The 18,207-nt window shown below is 41.5% G+C and carries 8 protein-coding genes and 1 pseudogene; 6 read left to right on the top strand and 3 right to left on the bottom strand.

The genetic code is table 11. The annotated features are described in order from the left end of the window. Positions 1-53: 53 nt before the first annotated feature. The 3 genes and pseudogenes from ALW18_09045 to ALW18_09035 all read left to right on the top strand — a co-directional run bounded on the left by ALW18_09045 (position 54) and on the right by ALW18_09035 (position 2,417). Entirely contained in the window at positions 54-617 is a 564-nt protein-coding gene (locus ALW18_09045; GenBank protein ID AOE52641.1) for a hypothetical protein, read from the top strand. A gap of 226 nt (positions 618-843) precedes the next feature. After that, positions 844-1,167 (top strand): annotated as a pseudogene (locus ALW18_09040) (hypothetical protein). Between the two features lie 191 nt (positions 1,168-1,358). Next, entirely contained in the window at positions 1,359-2,417 is a 1,059-nt protein-coding gene (locus ALW18_09035; protein AOE52640.1) for a histidine kinase, read from the top strand. A 68-nt stretch (positions 2,418-2,485) separates the two neighbouring features. Here the strand turns inward: ALW18_09035 and ALW18_09030 are convergent, their stop codons facing one another. Next, positions 2,486-3,235, bottom strand: a complete 750-nt coding sequence (locus ALW18_09030; GenBank protein AOE52639.1) for a hypothetical protein — start codon at positions 3,233-3,235, stop codon at positions 2,486-2,488. A gap of 400 nt (positions 3,236-3,635) precedes the next feature. Here ALW18_09030 and ALW18_09025 point away from each other — a divergent pair, with 400 nt between their 5' ends. Both ALW18_09025 and ALW18_09020 read left to right on the top strand, forming a co-directional pair. Next, entirely contained in the window at positions 3,636-5,555 is a 1,920-nt protein-coding gene (locus ALW18_09025) for a hypothetical protein (GenBank protein AOE54365.1), read from the top strand. A 343-nt stretch (positions 5,556-5,898) separates the two neighbouring features. After that, positions 5,899-14,028: a hypothetical protein gene (locus tag ALW18_09020; GenBank protein ID AOE52638.1), complete on the top strand. Its 8,130-nt coding sequence runs from the start codon at positions 5,899-5,901 to the stop codon at positions 14,026-14,028. 105 nt (positions 14,029-14,133) lie between these two features. Here the strand turns inward: ALW18_09020 and ALW18_09015 are convergent, their stop codons facing one another. Beyond that, positions 14,134-15,462 carry a histidine kinase gene (locus tag ALW18_09015; protein AOE52637.1) on the bottom strand — a complete coding sequence of 443 codons (1,329 nt, stop codon included), beginning with the start codon at positions 15,460-15,462 and terminating at the stop codon, positions 14,134-14,136. Continuing rightward, a complete protein-coding gene (locus ALW18_09010; GenBank protein ID AOE52636.1) occupies positions 15,463-16,809 on the bottom strand; it encodes an AAA family ATPase in 1,347 nt (448 codons plus the stop codon). 142 nt (positions 16,810-16,951) lie between these two features. On the opposite strand from ALW18_09010, the gene ALW18_09005 reads away from it, so the two are divergent. Then, entirely contained in the window at positions 16,952-18,196 is a 1,245-nt protein-coding gene (locus tag ALW18_09005; GenBank protein AOE52635.1) for an RND transporter, read from the top strand. The last annotated feature ends 11 nt before the right edge of the window (positions 18,197-18,207 follow it).

Below are 18,207 nucleotides of genomic sequence, written 5' to 3'. Positions count from 1 at the left end.
CACAAAATCCATATTTAAATAAATAGTAAGTTTGCGCTGATAAACCGGTCATTATGAGCAAGCTTTATTTTTCAATCACTACATTTTTACTACTTATATTGTGCAGCCCACTGTATGCACAACCGAGAACAGGGGAGTTTATCGATGTTTCAGCAGGTTTTGGCCTGGCTGCACCCTACGATGAGTCAGAGATTACAGGATCAGGATTTTATGCGCAGGCAGAATACGTCTGGAGTCCGAAGACCTGGTTTGGAGTAAGGCCATATGCAGGAGTAATTATAGCTTCTGATAAAACGGATGAAAACGGAATAAGAGAGTCAATAAAATCTAATGCTTTTTTATTGGGGGGTAAAATTCGCCTGGCAGCGCCAATTCCATATGTCGCACCGTTTTTTGAAGTTGGCGCCGGTATGTCTATTGGTTCTTTCCAGACAAATACACAATATACCAGCCTGAATAAAGATGGTGTTTTGTTTCATATCCCGGTTACACTGGGGTTGGCATTAGGGCGTAAGAGTGGTACCGAAATAAAATTCACCTATTATTATCATGACGCTGTCGAGCAGTTCTCCGGAGCTGTCGCGGTAGGTTTTTCTATTCCTATAAATGAAGACTAGTTTTTTTAAATATACAGTTTTTTGCATATCCTATATGGTTATGTCTTCTTTTTGTTTAGTTAACCTGCAGGATGAGAACAGGATATTGTGGAGTAAAAGGAAGCTCACTTACGAGGATTTTACAGGTATGCGCCCGGTTGGTACAAGTGATATTGTTGGTGCTGAAATTAAAGGCTCGATAGAAATTGTAGATGTTCCTGTAGAAAATATGATACCTAAGCCGATAGTTCATTGCTACTTCGTTAAAAATGAATCATGGATAAGAACTGACAGTAAAAATGAAAGAACGCTGGCGCATGAGCAGCTCCATTTTGATATATATGAAGTCTACGCCCGTAAGATAAGGAAGGCCTTTACAGGAATGAATAACAGGAAGATTTCTGATTTTAATGAATACCAAAAAGTATACAGTCAGCTTATTAAAGAATGTATTGCTTACAATGAGCTATACGATAAACAGGTGTATTTTAATGATGTTCGTCAGAACAACTGGATAAAGAAGATTGCCGCCGAACTGGAAAAATTAAAGTTATACGACACCTCTCAATAATGAGAGGTTTTTTTATATCTGTTCAAGGGACTCTCATTTATTTATGACTATTCTTGTTTCTTTTATGATAGATTTGACTAAGCACTATAATGTCATGTGTTTATTTACAAAATTTACATTTTTATTTACAATTCAAATCTATTAAGTCGACAGCTGCCGAACTAATTTCGCAGAAATCAATTAGATAAGATATGAAAAATAAAAGGAATGTTTTGTATAGCCTGATTATCATGCTGGCAGGTGTAATGATTTTTTCCGCGCAGGCGCAACAAAGAAATGGTGCTCAGGCTGCCGTTGAGATAGAAGGTATATCCACTTCTTATGGTCCCAATGGTATCGTTCGCACCATCAAGCAGGATACAAAAGGCAATATTTGGGTTACCTCATGGTATGGTGTTTTTAAATATGACGGAAAATTGTTTACTAATATCACCCGTAATGTGAGTTCGGCACGCTTCTTTTCTGTTTTAGAAGACAGCAAAGGAAATTTTTGGTTCGCTTCTATAGGTTCCGGGGTTTATTACTATGACGGAAAATCGTTTCAAAATTTCACAATCGTTAACGGACTTGCCAGTAATGAAGTTACAAGCATTTATGAGGATAAAGCCGGTGTTGTTTGGTTTGGTACCGAAAACGGGGCAAGCCGTTACGATGGAAAATCCTTTAAAAATTTTAAAATGAGCGAAGCCCCTCCCGTTAATGAGGCTGATTCTGTTCATGTTTCATCGTATCAAAATTCGCTTCCAAAAGTTCATCGGATGCACAATGATGTTAATGTTATTATTGAAGAAAATACAGGGAAACTATGGTTTGGTACAAGGGGATATGCTACTGTTTATGACGGAAAGGCTTTTACCACGATAACAAATAATAACGGCAAACCTTTTACAAACGTTCGGTCGATACTAAAAGATAAAAAAGGTAATATGTGGCTTGGTGGCGCTGATGGCCTTTGGCGTTATGACGGCAAGACATTTACCAGATTTACCCCGAATTTTGTTGGATACATCTACGAAGATAAAAAGGGTAATATCTGGACCAGTTCAGAAAATGCTAATAAACAGGGCTGGGCACTTTCCCGTTATGATGAAAAGTCCTTGTCGGGTAAAAAACCGATTGTAACCGAAGTAAAAGCAAATGAAAAAATGATATTTGGAATTTTAGAAGACAATAAAGGAAATATTTGGTTTGGATCTATGACTGGAGTATATCGTTATAATGGAAAGACCATAACGGACTTTAAAAAGTAAAGGATTAAGAGTAATGGTTTAAACTGACCTGATAAACAACAAACCTCTCATTTTTGAGAGGTTTGTTATTATGAGTTGTTTTGTATCGGACTTTCTGCAACGGTTTCAGGTTGTGCATTTACGGTAGTACTAATAGGTTGACTTGTTGTTGATAATGTTGGAGAGGGCGCAATGGTGTTAACGCTATTTGGGGTTTCATTTGTAACGTTTGTGTTATTTGGAGTGCCTTTATTTTCATTCAGTTTTAATCCCAGATAGGCAGCGGTGCTTATACCCATTAACCCCAAAAGATTACTGGTTAATATGGTGTCGTCCGGCAATGTGGTATGCCCCGAAACATAAGCAATATAAATACCTCCTACAATAACTGTCCATATAACATTTTGGAGCCTATGGATGCTCACACCTTTTTCATCGGAAATAATATCTATAAAGAAACCTTCAGACGGATAATCCTGTTGAGGTACACTTCCGTTTTGGTTTTCCTTCTGGCTCGAATCTATTACTTTAGAAATTACCGTAGTACCGGCAGCAATACTTATTAATGTAAGATTTACAGTGTCAAGCACCGGAACCAGTATTTGAGGATATGCCGATTGCGATAGCAACAGGTATACAAATGATGATGCTACAATAACCGTCCAGAAAGCAAGCTGAGACCGCCCAAGGCTATAAGAAGCTTTCGGTTTCTTTATCTTTTCTGTTTTGGCTATGGCAGCAAAATTTTCTGCATTAAATATGTTATTTCTCAACATGGATGATTTTTCAGATATCCATATCATTAAAATGGCAAAGGCTATTAAAATAATGTAATACATAAGGTAAGGTTTATAATTGGTTGTCTATAAAAGTATACCTTACGCTTTACTCTGAGATGAGTAAAAATACCTGATTTTCATTGTAATAAAAAAAGCATCCCTTTCGGGATGCTTTTAGTCTTTGGTGATTGGATTGTATTGGGGTTACAAGTTGCGATTTGCCTAAGGCAACCATATGCGGCTTTAAGCTTTAATTGGTTTGTATGGCAAATCTAACGCATAGCGCCGATAAAAAACCACGTACTTTTACCTGTTTTTACAAAATGTAGATAATACTTTTGTGTTTAATCATTCCTTAACCCTCGCTTAACCCCGTGCTTTACCGCTAAGCCTAAGTTTGCATTTCTTATGTAAAGTGCTAATGAGCGTAAAGCTGACTGTTCCCGTACTATTTTGTGTTATCGCAGTGTGGTTTTGGCATTCGCCCGATGTATACACCACCGGATATTACCAGGATGAATTTCGTCCGGTGGTAAACCATCAGGCATTTGCACTTGCTAAAGAGATAGAAACACTTAACGCCGTTGCACAAGATTACGGACAAAAGTCGGCTACGCTAAAACAACTTCGCGCACAGGTGGCTAAAACACGGATTGCATTTAAACAAGCCGAATGCATATTAGAATACTACTATCCTAAACATATAAAGTCTTATATCAATGGGCCACCGTTAAATCACCTTGATCCATATCCGGTTAAAGAAGAATTTCACGATAACAACTACTACGGGTTAACACCGCAGGAATACAGCAAAACACAGCCTATAGATCATTTAAATACCGATCATTACCGTGGTGCGCCGCGTGTTGTGGCTCCCGTTGGGCTTCAGGTGCTTGACGAAACCGTATTTGGCGATGCTGTTGAAGCTAATGCTGTACTGCAACTCACTGCCGACCTAAAAGAACGCTATGCTATTTTAGTTAAGGCGGTTGAGTTTAGAAACTACTACTACGACCACGAAATAATGGAAGCGGCAAGGCTGGAACTGGTGCGTATTTTTACAATGGGCATTACCGGCTTTGATACACCAGGATCGCTTAATGCTATGGAGGAAGCGGCAGCTTCGCTACAGGGTATGCGTGAAATTTTACAGCCATTTTTATCACGGCTAAATGCTACTCAAAAACAACAGGTAGAAAAGCTGCTTGATGAAAATGTCAAATATCTAACTAAAAATAAAGACTTTGATAGTTTTGACCGTTTGGTGTTTATGACCGATTATTATAATCCGTTATATAAAGCCCTGCGTGATATGCAGTTAAAACTGAGCATTAAAAGCTCGCAGGAAGTTAGCGGGGAAATATCGGCGTGGAATGCTAACAGCGACAACCTGTTTGCCGAAGATTTTCTTAATCCGTATTACTATACCTTATTAAAGGAGCAGGACGACAGCCCCGAGCTTAGGGCGTTGGGAAAAGAATTGTTTTACGATGCAGCGCTTAGCAGCAGCGGCACTATGAGTTGTGCTACCTGCCATAAGCCCGAACTTGCCTTTTCTGACGGCGTACCAAAATCGTTGGCCAGTGCAGAAGGTAAAATTGTATTGCGCAATTCGCCATCGCTTATTAATTCTGTCTTCTCCGATAAGTATTTTTACGACCTGCGGGCGGTAGACCTTGAAGAGCAGGCAGAGCATGTTATAGAAAACCACTTGGAGTTTAATACCACATTTACAGAGATACTTAAAAAACTGGGGAATAGTACAAAATATAAAGCTGCATTCGAAAAAGCATTTGGTAGCGGTAGTGAGGCAAACCGTTACCGCTTTTCGGCGGCGCTTACCTCTTATGTGGCTTCGTTACGGTCTTTTGATAGTCCGTTTGACAGGTTTGCCCGTGGTGAGGCCAATACAATTTCACCGCAGGTAAAACAGGGTTTTAACCTGTTTATGGGAAAAGCGGCCTGTGCTACCTGTCATTTTGCACCAACCTTTAGCGGACTCGTTCCGCCGTTGTACCACGAAAACGAAAGCGAAGTACTGGGGGTTATGACGAATCCGTCTACTATGGTTGTTGATACCGACTCCGGGCGCATAGCCAATAACATTATAGAAGACGCCGAAGAAATTTACAGGCACTCTTTTAAAACCATGACCGTACGCAATGTAAAGCTTACGGCACCCTACTTTCATAACGGGGCTTATAGCACTTTAGAGCAGGTTATCGACTTCTACAATACGGGCGGCGCAGCAGGTGTAGGCATGGCGTATGAAGTACCCAACCAAACCCTTCCTCCCGATCATTTAAACCTGTCTAAAAAAGAAGTGGCTGCACTTATTGCTTTTTTAGAATCGCTTACTATAGATACTAAACCGTTTTAGTAGACGGTAATTCGCGGTTTTAGAATTTACATGCAGACTATTCTTAAACTTGTCTTAACCTTTCTGTTTATAGTTAAATTATGATTAAGACACGTGAAATTTGTAATGATTTTGTGCTCACCCTCAGTTTTTTTGTCTTTTACTACTCAGTATGCTGTTATTTCAAAAAAATATAACAGTTCAGCAGTTTCGTTCCACATTAAGTTACGTTTCTAAAAGTTTAATATATAGGAAAAAACTGCGATTCTTCATGTTTAGGTAAACTAATCTTAAACCTGTTTACCCGTCATCAGCCGTTTTACGGGGCTAATTTTGGCCTTTTAATAATCAACAAAAACATCTAATGACAAACATGAAAAAGAAATTACTCTTTTTAGGTTTACTGTTTTTCTTAGGATTGAGCTACGGGTTGCAGGCCCAGGTCATTCCCGGAGACTCGTTAGTTTACGGCCCCATGATGAGCCCGCCTTACAATAATAAGGTGAGGGTGTGGGTGCTAACGAAAAACAACACCGGATCAGGAAATGCTTTATCTATTTCCATGTCCGAAAATGCCGCACCGGGCACACTTTTAACCGGTACGGTGTACAATTCTGATACCCGCTTAGGGTATAACCTGCGCTCTTTTGAGTACACAAACCTTGTGCCGGGCGGCAACTACACTGCCAAGCTTATGGTTAACGGTACGGCATCAAGCAGGGTAGCAACCGTTAGGAACGAACAGGAGATCATAGACGATTTCGAGTTTCTTTCGGGCGGATGCGGTAGGATATACGACCTTACACGTTGTATAGACATACCGGAATCTGCAACACACATTAACGGTGACCCGGAAATGTTTAACGTTATGGCGCAGGAAGGCAGCGACATGATGGTATGGCTAGGCGATGCCGTATACCTTTTAGGCCTTCAGCATGCTATGGGGCAGTGTCCCGATGGTGTTGATGACTGGGCGAACAAAGACATGGCTTTTGCCCGTTATATGTTCTACAGGGATTATCATGATAACCTTACTAAGGCAATGCCGCAACTGGCTATTACCGATAATCATGATACGGGACCTAATGAATTCAACAAAACCATGCCTACGCTTGGTGAGATGAAAGAGATATTTAAAGACTGGTGGCCAAACCCGGAGTACAAAAGTACTGCCGAAGGTGCAGGTCTTTTCTCTTCGTATGTATACAAAGATGTAGAATACTTTTTGTTAGACAACCGTAGCTACCGCGATGGTACGCTGGCACACCTTGGCCCTGACCAGATGGCTTGGTTTAAAGGTGCGCTATTGGCATCTACAGCTAAATTTAAAGTGATAATTAACGGTACGCCAACTTTTGAGCGTAACTGTGGCGGAAGAAACTTTTGCGCAAGTGCACAGGGTAACGAGCTTGTAAACTTTATAAGGGATAACAACATTAACGGTGTACTTTCTTTAAGTGCCGATATTCATGAGCAAAAATTCATGATACGCGAAGGCAGCGATGTTAAGTACCCGCTTTACGATATCTTATCGGGTAACCTTAACTCTGATATTGGTAACGGACAACACAACGTAAACTACGGAAGCGACTACCTGATGACAGGTGTTAAGCAAACGTATTTAAGAATAAACGTTTTTGGACCGGAAGATGACCGTAGGATGAAAGTAGAATATGTAGGCCCAACAGGGGTTGCCTATTTTGAGACTATCATTCACGAAGACATGCTTACCAGCCAGGATGCCGATGCGCTTAAGCTTCAGCTGAATGTTAGCAATTCGGTAGTAGACGCTTCATCATACAACCATGTAGCTACTGCTACAGGACATACTTTTGTAAACGATAAAGATGGTGTGGCTAACGAAGCAATTGCTTTTACAGCAAACACATCGGTTACTATACCCAATGCATTATCGTTAAACTTCCACAACCGTCCGTACAGCTTAGGATTCTGGGTTAACCCGTCTGAATTTGCAGCCAACGGATCGACGATACTTTCTAACGGCGCTGCGGGTGCAGGTGTATCTTTTGGTATAGATGCCAATGGTAAACTTACATATAAGGATCATGCATCTAACGCAAGTTATACAAGCCAGTACAGCCTGTTGCCTCACACATGGGCATATATTGTTTGGAAGTATGACAACGTAAGAAGAAAGCTAACGCTTTACTACAATGGTTTTGTTATCCAGTCCTGGAGTAACGTAATTTCTCCGGTAGCGTCGTCTGCCGAGATTAAAGTTGGTAACAACTTTGAGGGTAAAAAATTCATTGGTGCGCTTGATAAATTAGTACTTTACGGAAGGATCATCTCTGATGACAGCATCCTTAACGAAGCTGATTTTGAAACAACACGTGGCGAAGTGCTTAAAGTTGCGGGAGCTCCGCAAATGGCAATTCCGGGATCTGTTATCAATCCACTATTGGCGGAAAACTTCTCTATACAGTTCTGGGCTAAGCTTAACGGCGATCCGGGTACTAACTTTAAGATGATTGCCAGTAACGGAAGGGTAAACGGTAACTCTACCGGTATATCTTTTGAGTTTCCTGACAGTAACAAGCTAAACGTTGTTATTGGTAACAATACATCGGGATGGAGCACTATTTCTGAGCAGGGTGCTACATGGAATGTAGGTGAGTGGAATCAGGTAACGGTTACTGCCGTTAAAAACGGACAGCTTAAATATTATGTAAACGGTGAGTTTGTGGAACAAACTAACTTTGCAGGATATGTTGGTAACGACTGGGGTCTTGGCCTTGGTTACAGCCCTGCATATTCGGGTGCGGTTCAGGCAGAGCTTGACGATATGCGTATCTGGAAAAAAGTACTTACTCCCGAAGAAATTAAGGAGACAATGCACTATGGCCTTACAGGTACAGAGCAGGATCTTGCTTTATACTACGATTTTGCACCTACAACAGAAGGCGCTAATACCATTACAAGTAAAGGTAGCACGCCCCATGTAATAACACTTAATGGTGGGATACTTGCACCGGCTACATCTCCTGTGGCTAACGTTGCAGCAGATTACCAAAGTGTTGTAAAAGGTAAATGGAGCAAAAACAACACAGTAAATGTGGCGGGCTTAAGCCTTCCAGATAACATTACCAACTACGCAAGCAATGTGGTTATTGGTAAAAACAACGATACTGCTGTTGCAGCGGTACCGGGGAGCATTACGCTTTCTTACCTTAAAGGAGGCTGGAAGATAGATCCTGTAAGCAACCCGTTTGCTACCGTAAAAGTTAACCTTGCCGAGGCATTGGTTAAATATGACTCTATAAGCAATGTAGCAGGTAAATACCTGTTGCTTAAAAAAGAATCTGACACATCGTACCTTACTGTTGCAGAAGGTGACTTTGACGGACAGAATGCTACCTTCCACAATGCGAACCTTACAGAAGGGGAGTATTTCTTAGGTTGGAATATTGCAACATTCAGCCAAGGCAGAGGTGGTTCGTTATCATTAACAGGAGGTCACATTGTAGAGATACCTCATGCTGATATCAACCCTACATTAGGCGGTGAGTTTACAATGGAATTCTGGGTAAATATGTCTCAGGATCCGGGTAATAATACTCCGCTTGTATCTAGTCACGGAAGGGTAAACAACAACACTACAGGTTTAACACTTGAAATGCCGGATAATAATTCAATATCTGCAGTGTTTGGTACTAACACACCTAACTGGAACAGTATAAACTCTAGTACTCCGCTTACTATTGGCGAGTGGAACTATGTAACCGTTACGGCTAAACCGGGCGATTCTATTAAGCTTTACCTTAACGGAGATCTTAAAGCGAAAAGCGCGTATACTGCTTTTGCACCTAACAGCAACTGGAATTTTGCTTTAGGACGAAGCACCAACTACAATGGTCAGACGCTTTCTAAAATGGATGAGTTCCGTATCTGGAATAAAGTTAAGACAGCTGACGAGATTAAAGCTGAGATGCATTATGGTATAAAAACGCCTAACGATAACCTTGTGTACAACCTTACTTTCGATCAGGAAAATAATGGTACAATTACTAACACAGGTACTAAAGGCGGAACAATAGCATATACAAGCGCACAGATTATAGACGGTACAAGCCCGGTAGCAGAATTTAATACTGCTTTCCCTGCGGTTACAGGTAACTGGAGCGTTCAGAATGAAACAAGAACAGGTTTATATGTTAAGACAGATATTGACAGTTTTACATCTAATCTTGTTATAGGCAGTAATACAGACAGTACTGTATTGCCGCTTGGTACTGTTGAAGATACATCGTACGTAAAAGGAGGATGGAACTTTAATACTATGGGTCTTGAAACGGCTACGCTTCAGGCAGACCTTTCTAAGATATTTGCTAACCCAACACAAATAGAAAACCTTGCAGAGCAGTTTATGCTTATAAAAGGAGATCCGTTAAGCAACTACCAGACAGTTGCAACAGGTGTTGCGTTAGATGGTTTAATTGATTTTGCCGATGTAGCAATTACAGCCGGTAACTATTATCTTGCGTTTAAAACAGACGTAAACTCGGTAATTGCACAACAGGGCGGATCGCTTAACCTTGAGGCAAACCACTCGGTGCTAATCCCTAAAGATGGTGTTAACACAGCACTTTCGGGTCCGTTTACTATTGAGCTTTGGGCTCGTTTAACGCAGCCTGCGGGTAACAATACCAAACTTGTAGGATTTACAAGTCTTACAGGTGGTAACTTTGGATGGGAAATGGAGTTCTTGAACAACCAGACACTACAAACCATTACAGGTAAAGGTGCTGCCGGAGGATGGAACTCGCTAAACTCTACACACGTTTGGAAACTTAACGAATGGAACCACACAGCGGTTACATTTACACCAAACGGTGAGTTTAAATTCTACATCAACGGAGAGCTTGCAAGCAGTACACCGGTGGGTCAGTTTACAGCAAATGCAAACGACCTTGCTTTTGGTAAAAACGTTGCAAACAACTCGCCGACACGTAGTAATATAGATGAATTCAGGATATGGACAAAAGCAAAAACGATCGAAGAAATTCGTGAAGATATGCACCTTACCATGCCGGAAGGTACGGCAAACCTGCCATACAACTACACCTTTAACCATGACGACAATGGTTTCATTGTAAACAGCGGATCGCAGCAGGTTGAGGTAGCTTACACTAATGCTTCAATTATTCCTGCAACAGACCCAGTACGTAATATAGAAGCGCCTTTCCGTAATAAAGTTGCAGGTAACTGGAGCCTTAAAAACGATAACAGAAATGGTCTTTACCTTGCCGATGTTATTGATAACGTAGACAGCAATGTTGTTATTGGTAAACAAGCCGGTGGCGAAGTGCTTCACGTACTTAACGAAACGGTTAACGATACACTATACCTTAGCACACCATGGAAAATGGCTACGCTATATATAGAGAACGGTTCGCCAAAAGCAGACCTTTCTAAGATATTCACAAACCTTAACGATGTTCAGCTTATTGCTCAGCAGTATTTCTTACTAAAAGGCAATCCTGCCGAAGCGATAGAAATTGCAGCTACAGGTACTAAGTTAGGTAACATTATTACCTTCTCTGAAATGGCTATTGACGGCACACCTGTGTACCTTGCCTGGAAAAACGAGCCGGAATATCCTGTTGGGACTTTCCCTATTGCTGCTCAAAGCATCTGGAAATATAACGACAGCGGTGCTAACCTTGGTACCGAATGGAGGGCTAACGAATATGACGATACCGAATGGTTCTTTGGCAATGGTGTATTAGGTTACGGAGACCCGAACCAGAATACTACCCTTAGCTATGGAGACAATGCTCAGAACAAACACATAACTACCTACCTAAGGCATACCTTTAATGTAGAAGACGCTGCGGCTATAGGTAACCTTAAATTTAAGGTACTTAGAGACGATGGTGTTGTAGTATATGTAAATGGTGTAGAAGCATTCAGGGATAATATGCCTCAGGGTGATATCACTTCGGCTACCGTTGCGCTTGCTGCTGTAAACGATGCTGCTGAAACTACATTCTACGAATTTGAAACGGCTAACCTGCTGCAAACAGGAGAGAACGTAATTGCGGTTGAGCTTCACCAGGCTGCTGCAAACAGTTCTGACCTTGGTTTTGATATGGCGGTAGACTTTGAGCTTCCTCCATTACCTGCAGCGGCTTTCCCGCTACCAAAAGGAAGTGACTGGACGTACCTTGATAACGGAACAAACCAGGGCACAACATGGAACACTACTTCTTTTGACAATACATCATGGAGCAAAGGAACGGCACCACTTGGTTATGGCGACCCAATGAAAACGGTACTTTCTTTCGGATCGGATTCAGGTAACAAATACATCACGTCATACTTCTCAAGAGATGTGCAGGTAACTGCTGCAGACCTTACTGATACGGTAGAGTTTGGTATCCGTAGAGACGATGGTGCTGTTGTTTATGTAAACGGTGTTGAGGTTATCCGCGACAATATGCCTGCGGGAGCTATAGATTATCTTACACATTCTGTAAACACTGTAGATGGTGCCGATGAGAAAAGATATCAGATACACTTTGTGCCAAAAGCAGCATTTGTTGATGGTGTAAACAGGATATCGGTTGAGATTCACAACCGTGACCAGTCAAGCTCTGATATAGGTTTTGATATGTATGTTAAAAACACTCAGGACTTAAGTATTGAGTGTGATGCGCCACACATTGGCTGCTTTACATCTATTGCGCCTACAGCACAGCAAAACCGTTTAATTATCGCGGAAGACCACCGTTTCCAGCTGATATTTAAAGAAGGAGAGCAGTATACAATTGGTGGCGGTAATGTACCGGGTAACCACGATTATACAGCTTATATACCGAAAGCGGGTAGCAGCACTAACGGATACCTTTCTGTTAACCAGGAAAACGGACCGGGTGGTGTATCTATGCTTAACCTTCATTTAAATGAAGACACAAACCTTTGGACGGTAGACAGCTCTCAGGCTGTAGACCTTTACAATAATGACCTTGTAAGCACGTCAAGAAACTGTTCCGGTGGTATTACACCTTGGGGAACTGTAATTACAGCTGAAGAAGATACTGCAGGTGGCGACGCTAACGGCGACGGTTACCAGGATCTTGGATGGCTTGTAGAAATAGACCCTGCAACTGCTAAGGTTAAAGATTACGGTAATGGCAAACAGGAGAAACTGTGGGCTATGGGTAGAATGAACCACGAAAACGTAGTGATTGCTGCCGACCAGAAAACAGCATACTATGGTGAAGACGGCGGTACACACTGTGTATACAAATTTGTAGCCGATACGCCGGGTAACCTTACTTCGGGTAAAGTATATGTACTTAAGCTTGATCTTGCACTATCTAACGATGAGCCAAGTTCTGCTATTGGTACATGGGTACAGGTGCCTAATGCTACACAGGCAGACCGTAACAATATTACCAATCTGGCTGCTAACTTAGGCGGTACACGTTTTAATGGTGTTGAAGACTGTGAGATAAGCCCGCTTGATGGTAAGATCTACTTTACGTGTAAAGGTCTTAACCGTGTATATAGGTTTAAAGATGACGGAGAAACATTCTCTGAATTCGAAACTTTTGCAGGTGGAAGAAGTTACGATATTGAAACAGCTAACGGTACTGTAACCGAAGACTGGAGAGATGGTAACGACAACCTTACGTTTGACAATAAAGGTAACCTTTGGGTACTTCAGGATGGTGGATTAAACTACATCTGGGTAATTCGCCCTGACCACACGCAAAGCAATCCGAATATTAAATTATTCGCGTCTATGCCTGCAGGTTCAGAGCCAACAGGTTTAACCTTTACACCAGACTTTAAATACGGATTTTTCTCTGTACAGCACCCAAGCGGTAACAATCCTGACCAACAGGATGCAACCTTTGGTAATGTAGCGTTTAACAAGTCGGCGTCGGTAGTGTTCTCATTAGATCAGGATCTTGGAGCACACACGCCGGTGGCAGACTTTACAGCGAATGTTACAACAGTAAAACCAGGCGAAACGGTAACGTTTACCGACTTAAGTACCAACAAGCCTACAACATGGGCATGGGCTTTTGAAGGTGGTAACCCTGCAACATCTACAGATAAAGAACCAACAGTTACTTATGCTGAACCGGGTACTTATAACGTAAGCCTTACTACAGGTAACGTGGCAGGTACAAGTACAGCAGCAGAGAAAGTAGATTACATCCTTGTAAGCGAAACTGTTGGACTGGAAGAGAATCCGCTTAAAAATATGGTAAGCCTTTACCCTAACCCTACCGATGGTAAGGTTACTATAGAGGTAAACGGCGATGCAGCCGGAGAGAATGTTTCTGTTGAGGTATTCGACCTTCTTGGAAGGAAAGTTACCGAGGCTAAAGGACAATCTGCCGGAGCAACACAGAAAATTGACATCAACCTTTCAGGCGTTGAAGGAGAACAGGTATTTATCATCCGCGTACATGCAGGCGAGAAAACAGGCTCTTACAAACTAATGAAAAGAAAGTAGTAGTTTTAGTTTAGGATAGTTTTTTGAAAGTGAGAGGCCACGCATTTGCGTGGCCTCTTTTTTTATGCCGGGGTGCCGGTGCGAGTGTCATGCGTAGCTAAAACTTTACTCAATCAAACAAATAGTAAATTGTGTAACGTTACCTTCGTTTTGGTAGGTAAGGTAGCCACCGTGGGCTTCAATAATATTTTTAGAGAGGGTAAGTCCAATACCTGCGCCTTCTTTACGTGTGGTAAAAAATGGCAAGAATATTTTGTCTTCAATGGCGGGGTCTATGCCGTTTCCGGTATCGGTAATAGTAATAAAAATACGCCCGTTTCTAAACTCGGCAGTAATGGTGATCTCTTTTTCAGACAGCCCTTCAAGTGCATAAATACTGTTGGTGAAAAGATTAATAAGCACCTGTTCCAGTTGCAGTGCATCAGCCATAAAGCGGCGGTTAAAGCCAATGGTGTTGTGAATGGTAACCCCGGCATTTTTAAACAGCGGTGCCATAATTTTAAGCACGCCATTCATCGTTGTTTCAAGGTTCAGCACCTCTTTATTGGGGGATGGCAGCATGGCAAGCTTTCGGTAGCTGTCTATAAAGTTTTGAAGGTGGTCGCTGCGGTGTATCATCGCAGATACACTTTCCTTGATGTCGTTAAGATCGTCTTTAGAAAGGTCATCCTGCGCCACGATCTCTTCCATATTCTGCGCCAGCGATCGTATGGGGGTGATGGAATTCATCAGCTCATGTGAAATGACCTTCATTAGGTTAATCCAGGCATCCTTCTCTTTTTTTGCAATTACTTTCTGTATAGAATCTAAAAGGATAATATAATAATCGGTATCGTATGTTTTGGTTTTAGAGGTTTGCAGCATAAAGGTCTGGCTGTCTGTATTGCCAACACGCACCTGTAATGAGGTACGCATATCGCTAAAATCGCGCTCCTCTATAATAGAGCATAGTGCCGGAATCTGGTTGCGCAGGTAGCTCCACTTTGAAACTTTAGGAACAGTAAAATGCTCAGAAAAGTAATCATTCATCAGGAAAATACCCCAGTCGGCTTCCTTTTTTTCCAGTATAAGCACCCCGGTCTCTATATTATTCAGGATAGAACGATACACGATATCTTTAGATACCTGTTCGTTCTGCATATTTTTAAGCCTGTCATATAATCTGAAAAGATTCCGGTAATTCTCGAAAGAGCTAAGCCTTGAGAAATCGGCAGAAAAATCATTGTTGAGTATAGCACTTATGGTCTTGTCGTAAAATAGGAATGTATTACGGATAAAGGCGAACAGCTCGAACAGCAATAGTATGAACACCAAAAATATGAAAGAAGCGGTATATACCAAATCTTTTTGTAACAGCAGAAAGCCACTGCCCACGGCTATTATAATTAGCACAATGCGCAGGAAGAGCAGTTGGTAAAGTTGTAGTTGTTTCATTTAGTGGTTGCCAATTTCGTGTTTTTCCATCCTTCTATACAATGCAGCGCGCGAAAGTCCGAGCTCTTCGGCGGTTTTACTAATGTTGAAGCTATGTTTTTGCAGTGCTTTTTCTATAGTTGCTTTTTCAATGTCAGAAAGCTGTGCCTCTTCTTTTGCAGATACAGCAGTAACGTGTGTAAGGTCAAGGTCGCCCGCAGTAATAGTGTTGTTTTCACAAAGTATAACGGCACGCTCTATACGATTTTCCATTTCGCGGATGTTACCATTCCAGGAGTGCAGTGCCATTTTTTGTAATGCATCGGCATCAAAGGCAATACTGTCACGTTCGTATTTACCCGCAATCTTTTCCAGTAAAAATTCTGCCAGTGGAACAAGGTCTTCACGACGTTCGCGAAGTGGCGGAAGGGTAATTTCCATAGTGTTGATGCGGTAGTATAAATCTTCCCTGAAATTTTTAAGTGCAGCTTCCTGCTTCAGGTCGATATTGGTAGCCGTAATAATGCGTACATTAAGCGGTCGGGCTTTGGCCTCGCCTAATCGGGTAACCGATTTATTTTGTAGTACCTGCAACAGTTTCGACTGAAGGTGAATTGGAACGTTGCCAATTTCGTCAAGAAAAATAGTTCCGTTGTTGGAAAGTTCAAAACGTCCAGGGGTATCAAGTTTGGCATCTGTAAAAGCACCTTTGGCATAACCGAACAATTCGCTCTCAAAAATGGTGTCGCTAAGCGAACCCAGGTCTACATGCATAAAAGGCTGCGCAGCACGGTTAGAATTTTGGTGAATGTAATTTGCCATTACATATTTACCTGTGCCGTTCTCGCCAAGTATAAGTACGTTGGCATCGGTTTTTGCTACTTTTTCTGAAAGCGAATACGCGCGTTTTATGGCAGGCGAATCGCCCACAAAAAAAGCTTCTTTTTTAGGCAGGCGTGCTTCTTTTTTACGCTCTTTGCGGCTTTCTTCTACTGCCGATTTTACCACGAACAACAACTTTTCGTTATCCCACGGTTTCAGTATATAATCAAAAGCGCCGAGCTTTAGCCCTTCTACAGCAGTTTCTACCTTGCCAAAGGCTGTCATTAAAATTACTGTGGTTTGTGGCGAAAAGGTTTTTATCTCTTTAAGGGCATAAATACCTTCGCGGCCGTCTTCAAAACCTATACGGTAGTTCATATCCAAAAGCACCACATCTATGGGGTGTTCTGCCAGGGTTGCGAGTATTTTTTTAGGGTCGCTCAGGGTATAAATGGTCTCAAAATGCTTCTTTAAAACCATTTTAGAGGCAAAGAGTATATCTTCCTGATCGTCTATTACTAAAATATTGGCCTGTGTTTTTTTCATGTACTGTACGTTTTCGGACAAAAGGTGTTCATTATCGGACACTTGCAAAGTAAAGTGAATTTATAAGTTGTTCAATTTCAGCAAATTGTTGGTTTTAAAATTGTGGCACAAAATTGCATTACTGTAAGATAAATAAGCTGAAATGGACACTATCGTTACCCGTAAAAATAGAAAAAATAAGTATCTGCTCATGGCGCTGCCCGCTTTTTTATTGGCAGGCTATTTTGTGTATGCATCGGTAACCAAAAAAAGAGGACTAACCGTTAAAAAGAGTGAGATTGCAATTAAGGCGGTAGAGGATAATTATTTTGAAGACTTTATTGTATTTCAGGCAAAGGTAGAGCCGCTAAACGCGATGCTGCTAAATGTTATTGAAGGAGGATCGATTCAGGAGATATTTGTATCTAACGGCGATATGGTTACCAAAGGGCAGCCGTTGGCAAGATTGTATAACCCAAATACCGAACTGGGCTATGTTACGCAGGAAACATCTATAATAGAACAGATAAATAACCTGAACAAAGCCAAGCTGGATTTAAGAAACCAGGAGCTTAACATGGCAAAAGACCTGGTTGCAATAGACCATGACTATCAGGATGCCAAAAACCTGTATGACCTTAATGAGAAGTTGTTTAAGGAAGAGATACTTTCTAAAAACGAGTGGGAAAAGACAAAGGAGAATTTCAGGTTCCAAAAGGAGCGTAAGAATATAATCCAGCAAAGTATACAGAAAGAAAAACAGGCCAACCTGATGCAGATAGGCCAGATGAGCCAGTCGCAGGCGATAATGTACAAAAGCCTTGGCATACTGCGTACCAACAAAAAGAACTTTTTGGTTACCGCGCCAATGGCAGGAAGGTTAACATCGTTTGAGCCGGTGCTGGGTAAAAACTATATTGCAGGCGAAAGCATAGGTAAGATAGACGTTATGAAAGGGTATAAGCTTATGGCAGATGTTGATGAGTTTTACCTGGAGCGTGTAGGCGTAGGGCAAAAAGGAAAGGTAGACTTTAAAGGCGAAACGCTGGATGTTGAGGTAATGAAGGTTATACCGGAAATTAAGGGCGGCCGCTTTATTGTAGAGCTTAACTTTATTGGCAAAGTATTGCCCGATGTTAAGCAGGGGCTTAGCTTTGGAGTAAGGCTTATACTTTCTGAAAAATCTAAGACTACCGTATTGCCTAAAGGAAGCTTTTTTGATGTTACAGCCGGGCGTTGGATCTTTGTGGTAAATGGCGATAAGGCAGAAAAGCGGGCTATTAAAACGGGGCGCGAAAATCCGCTGTATTATGAGGTTACCGAAGGGCTTAAACCTGGCGAAAAGGTGGTTACATCATCATATAAAGATTATGAAAAAGTAGAAGTTTTAAATATAACAAACGAATAAGAATTATGAAG

This window comes from Flavobacterium psychrophilum, from assembly GCA_001708385.1.
GTDB classification, from domain to species: Bacteria; Bacteroidota; Bacteroidia; order Flavobacteriales; family Flavobacteriaceae; genus Flavobacterium; species Flavobacterium psychrophilum_A.
This window is presented reverse-complemented; position numbering and strand designations above follow the sequence as displayed.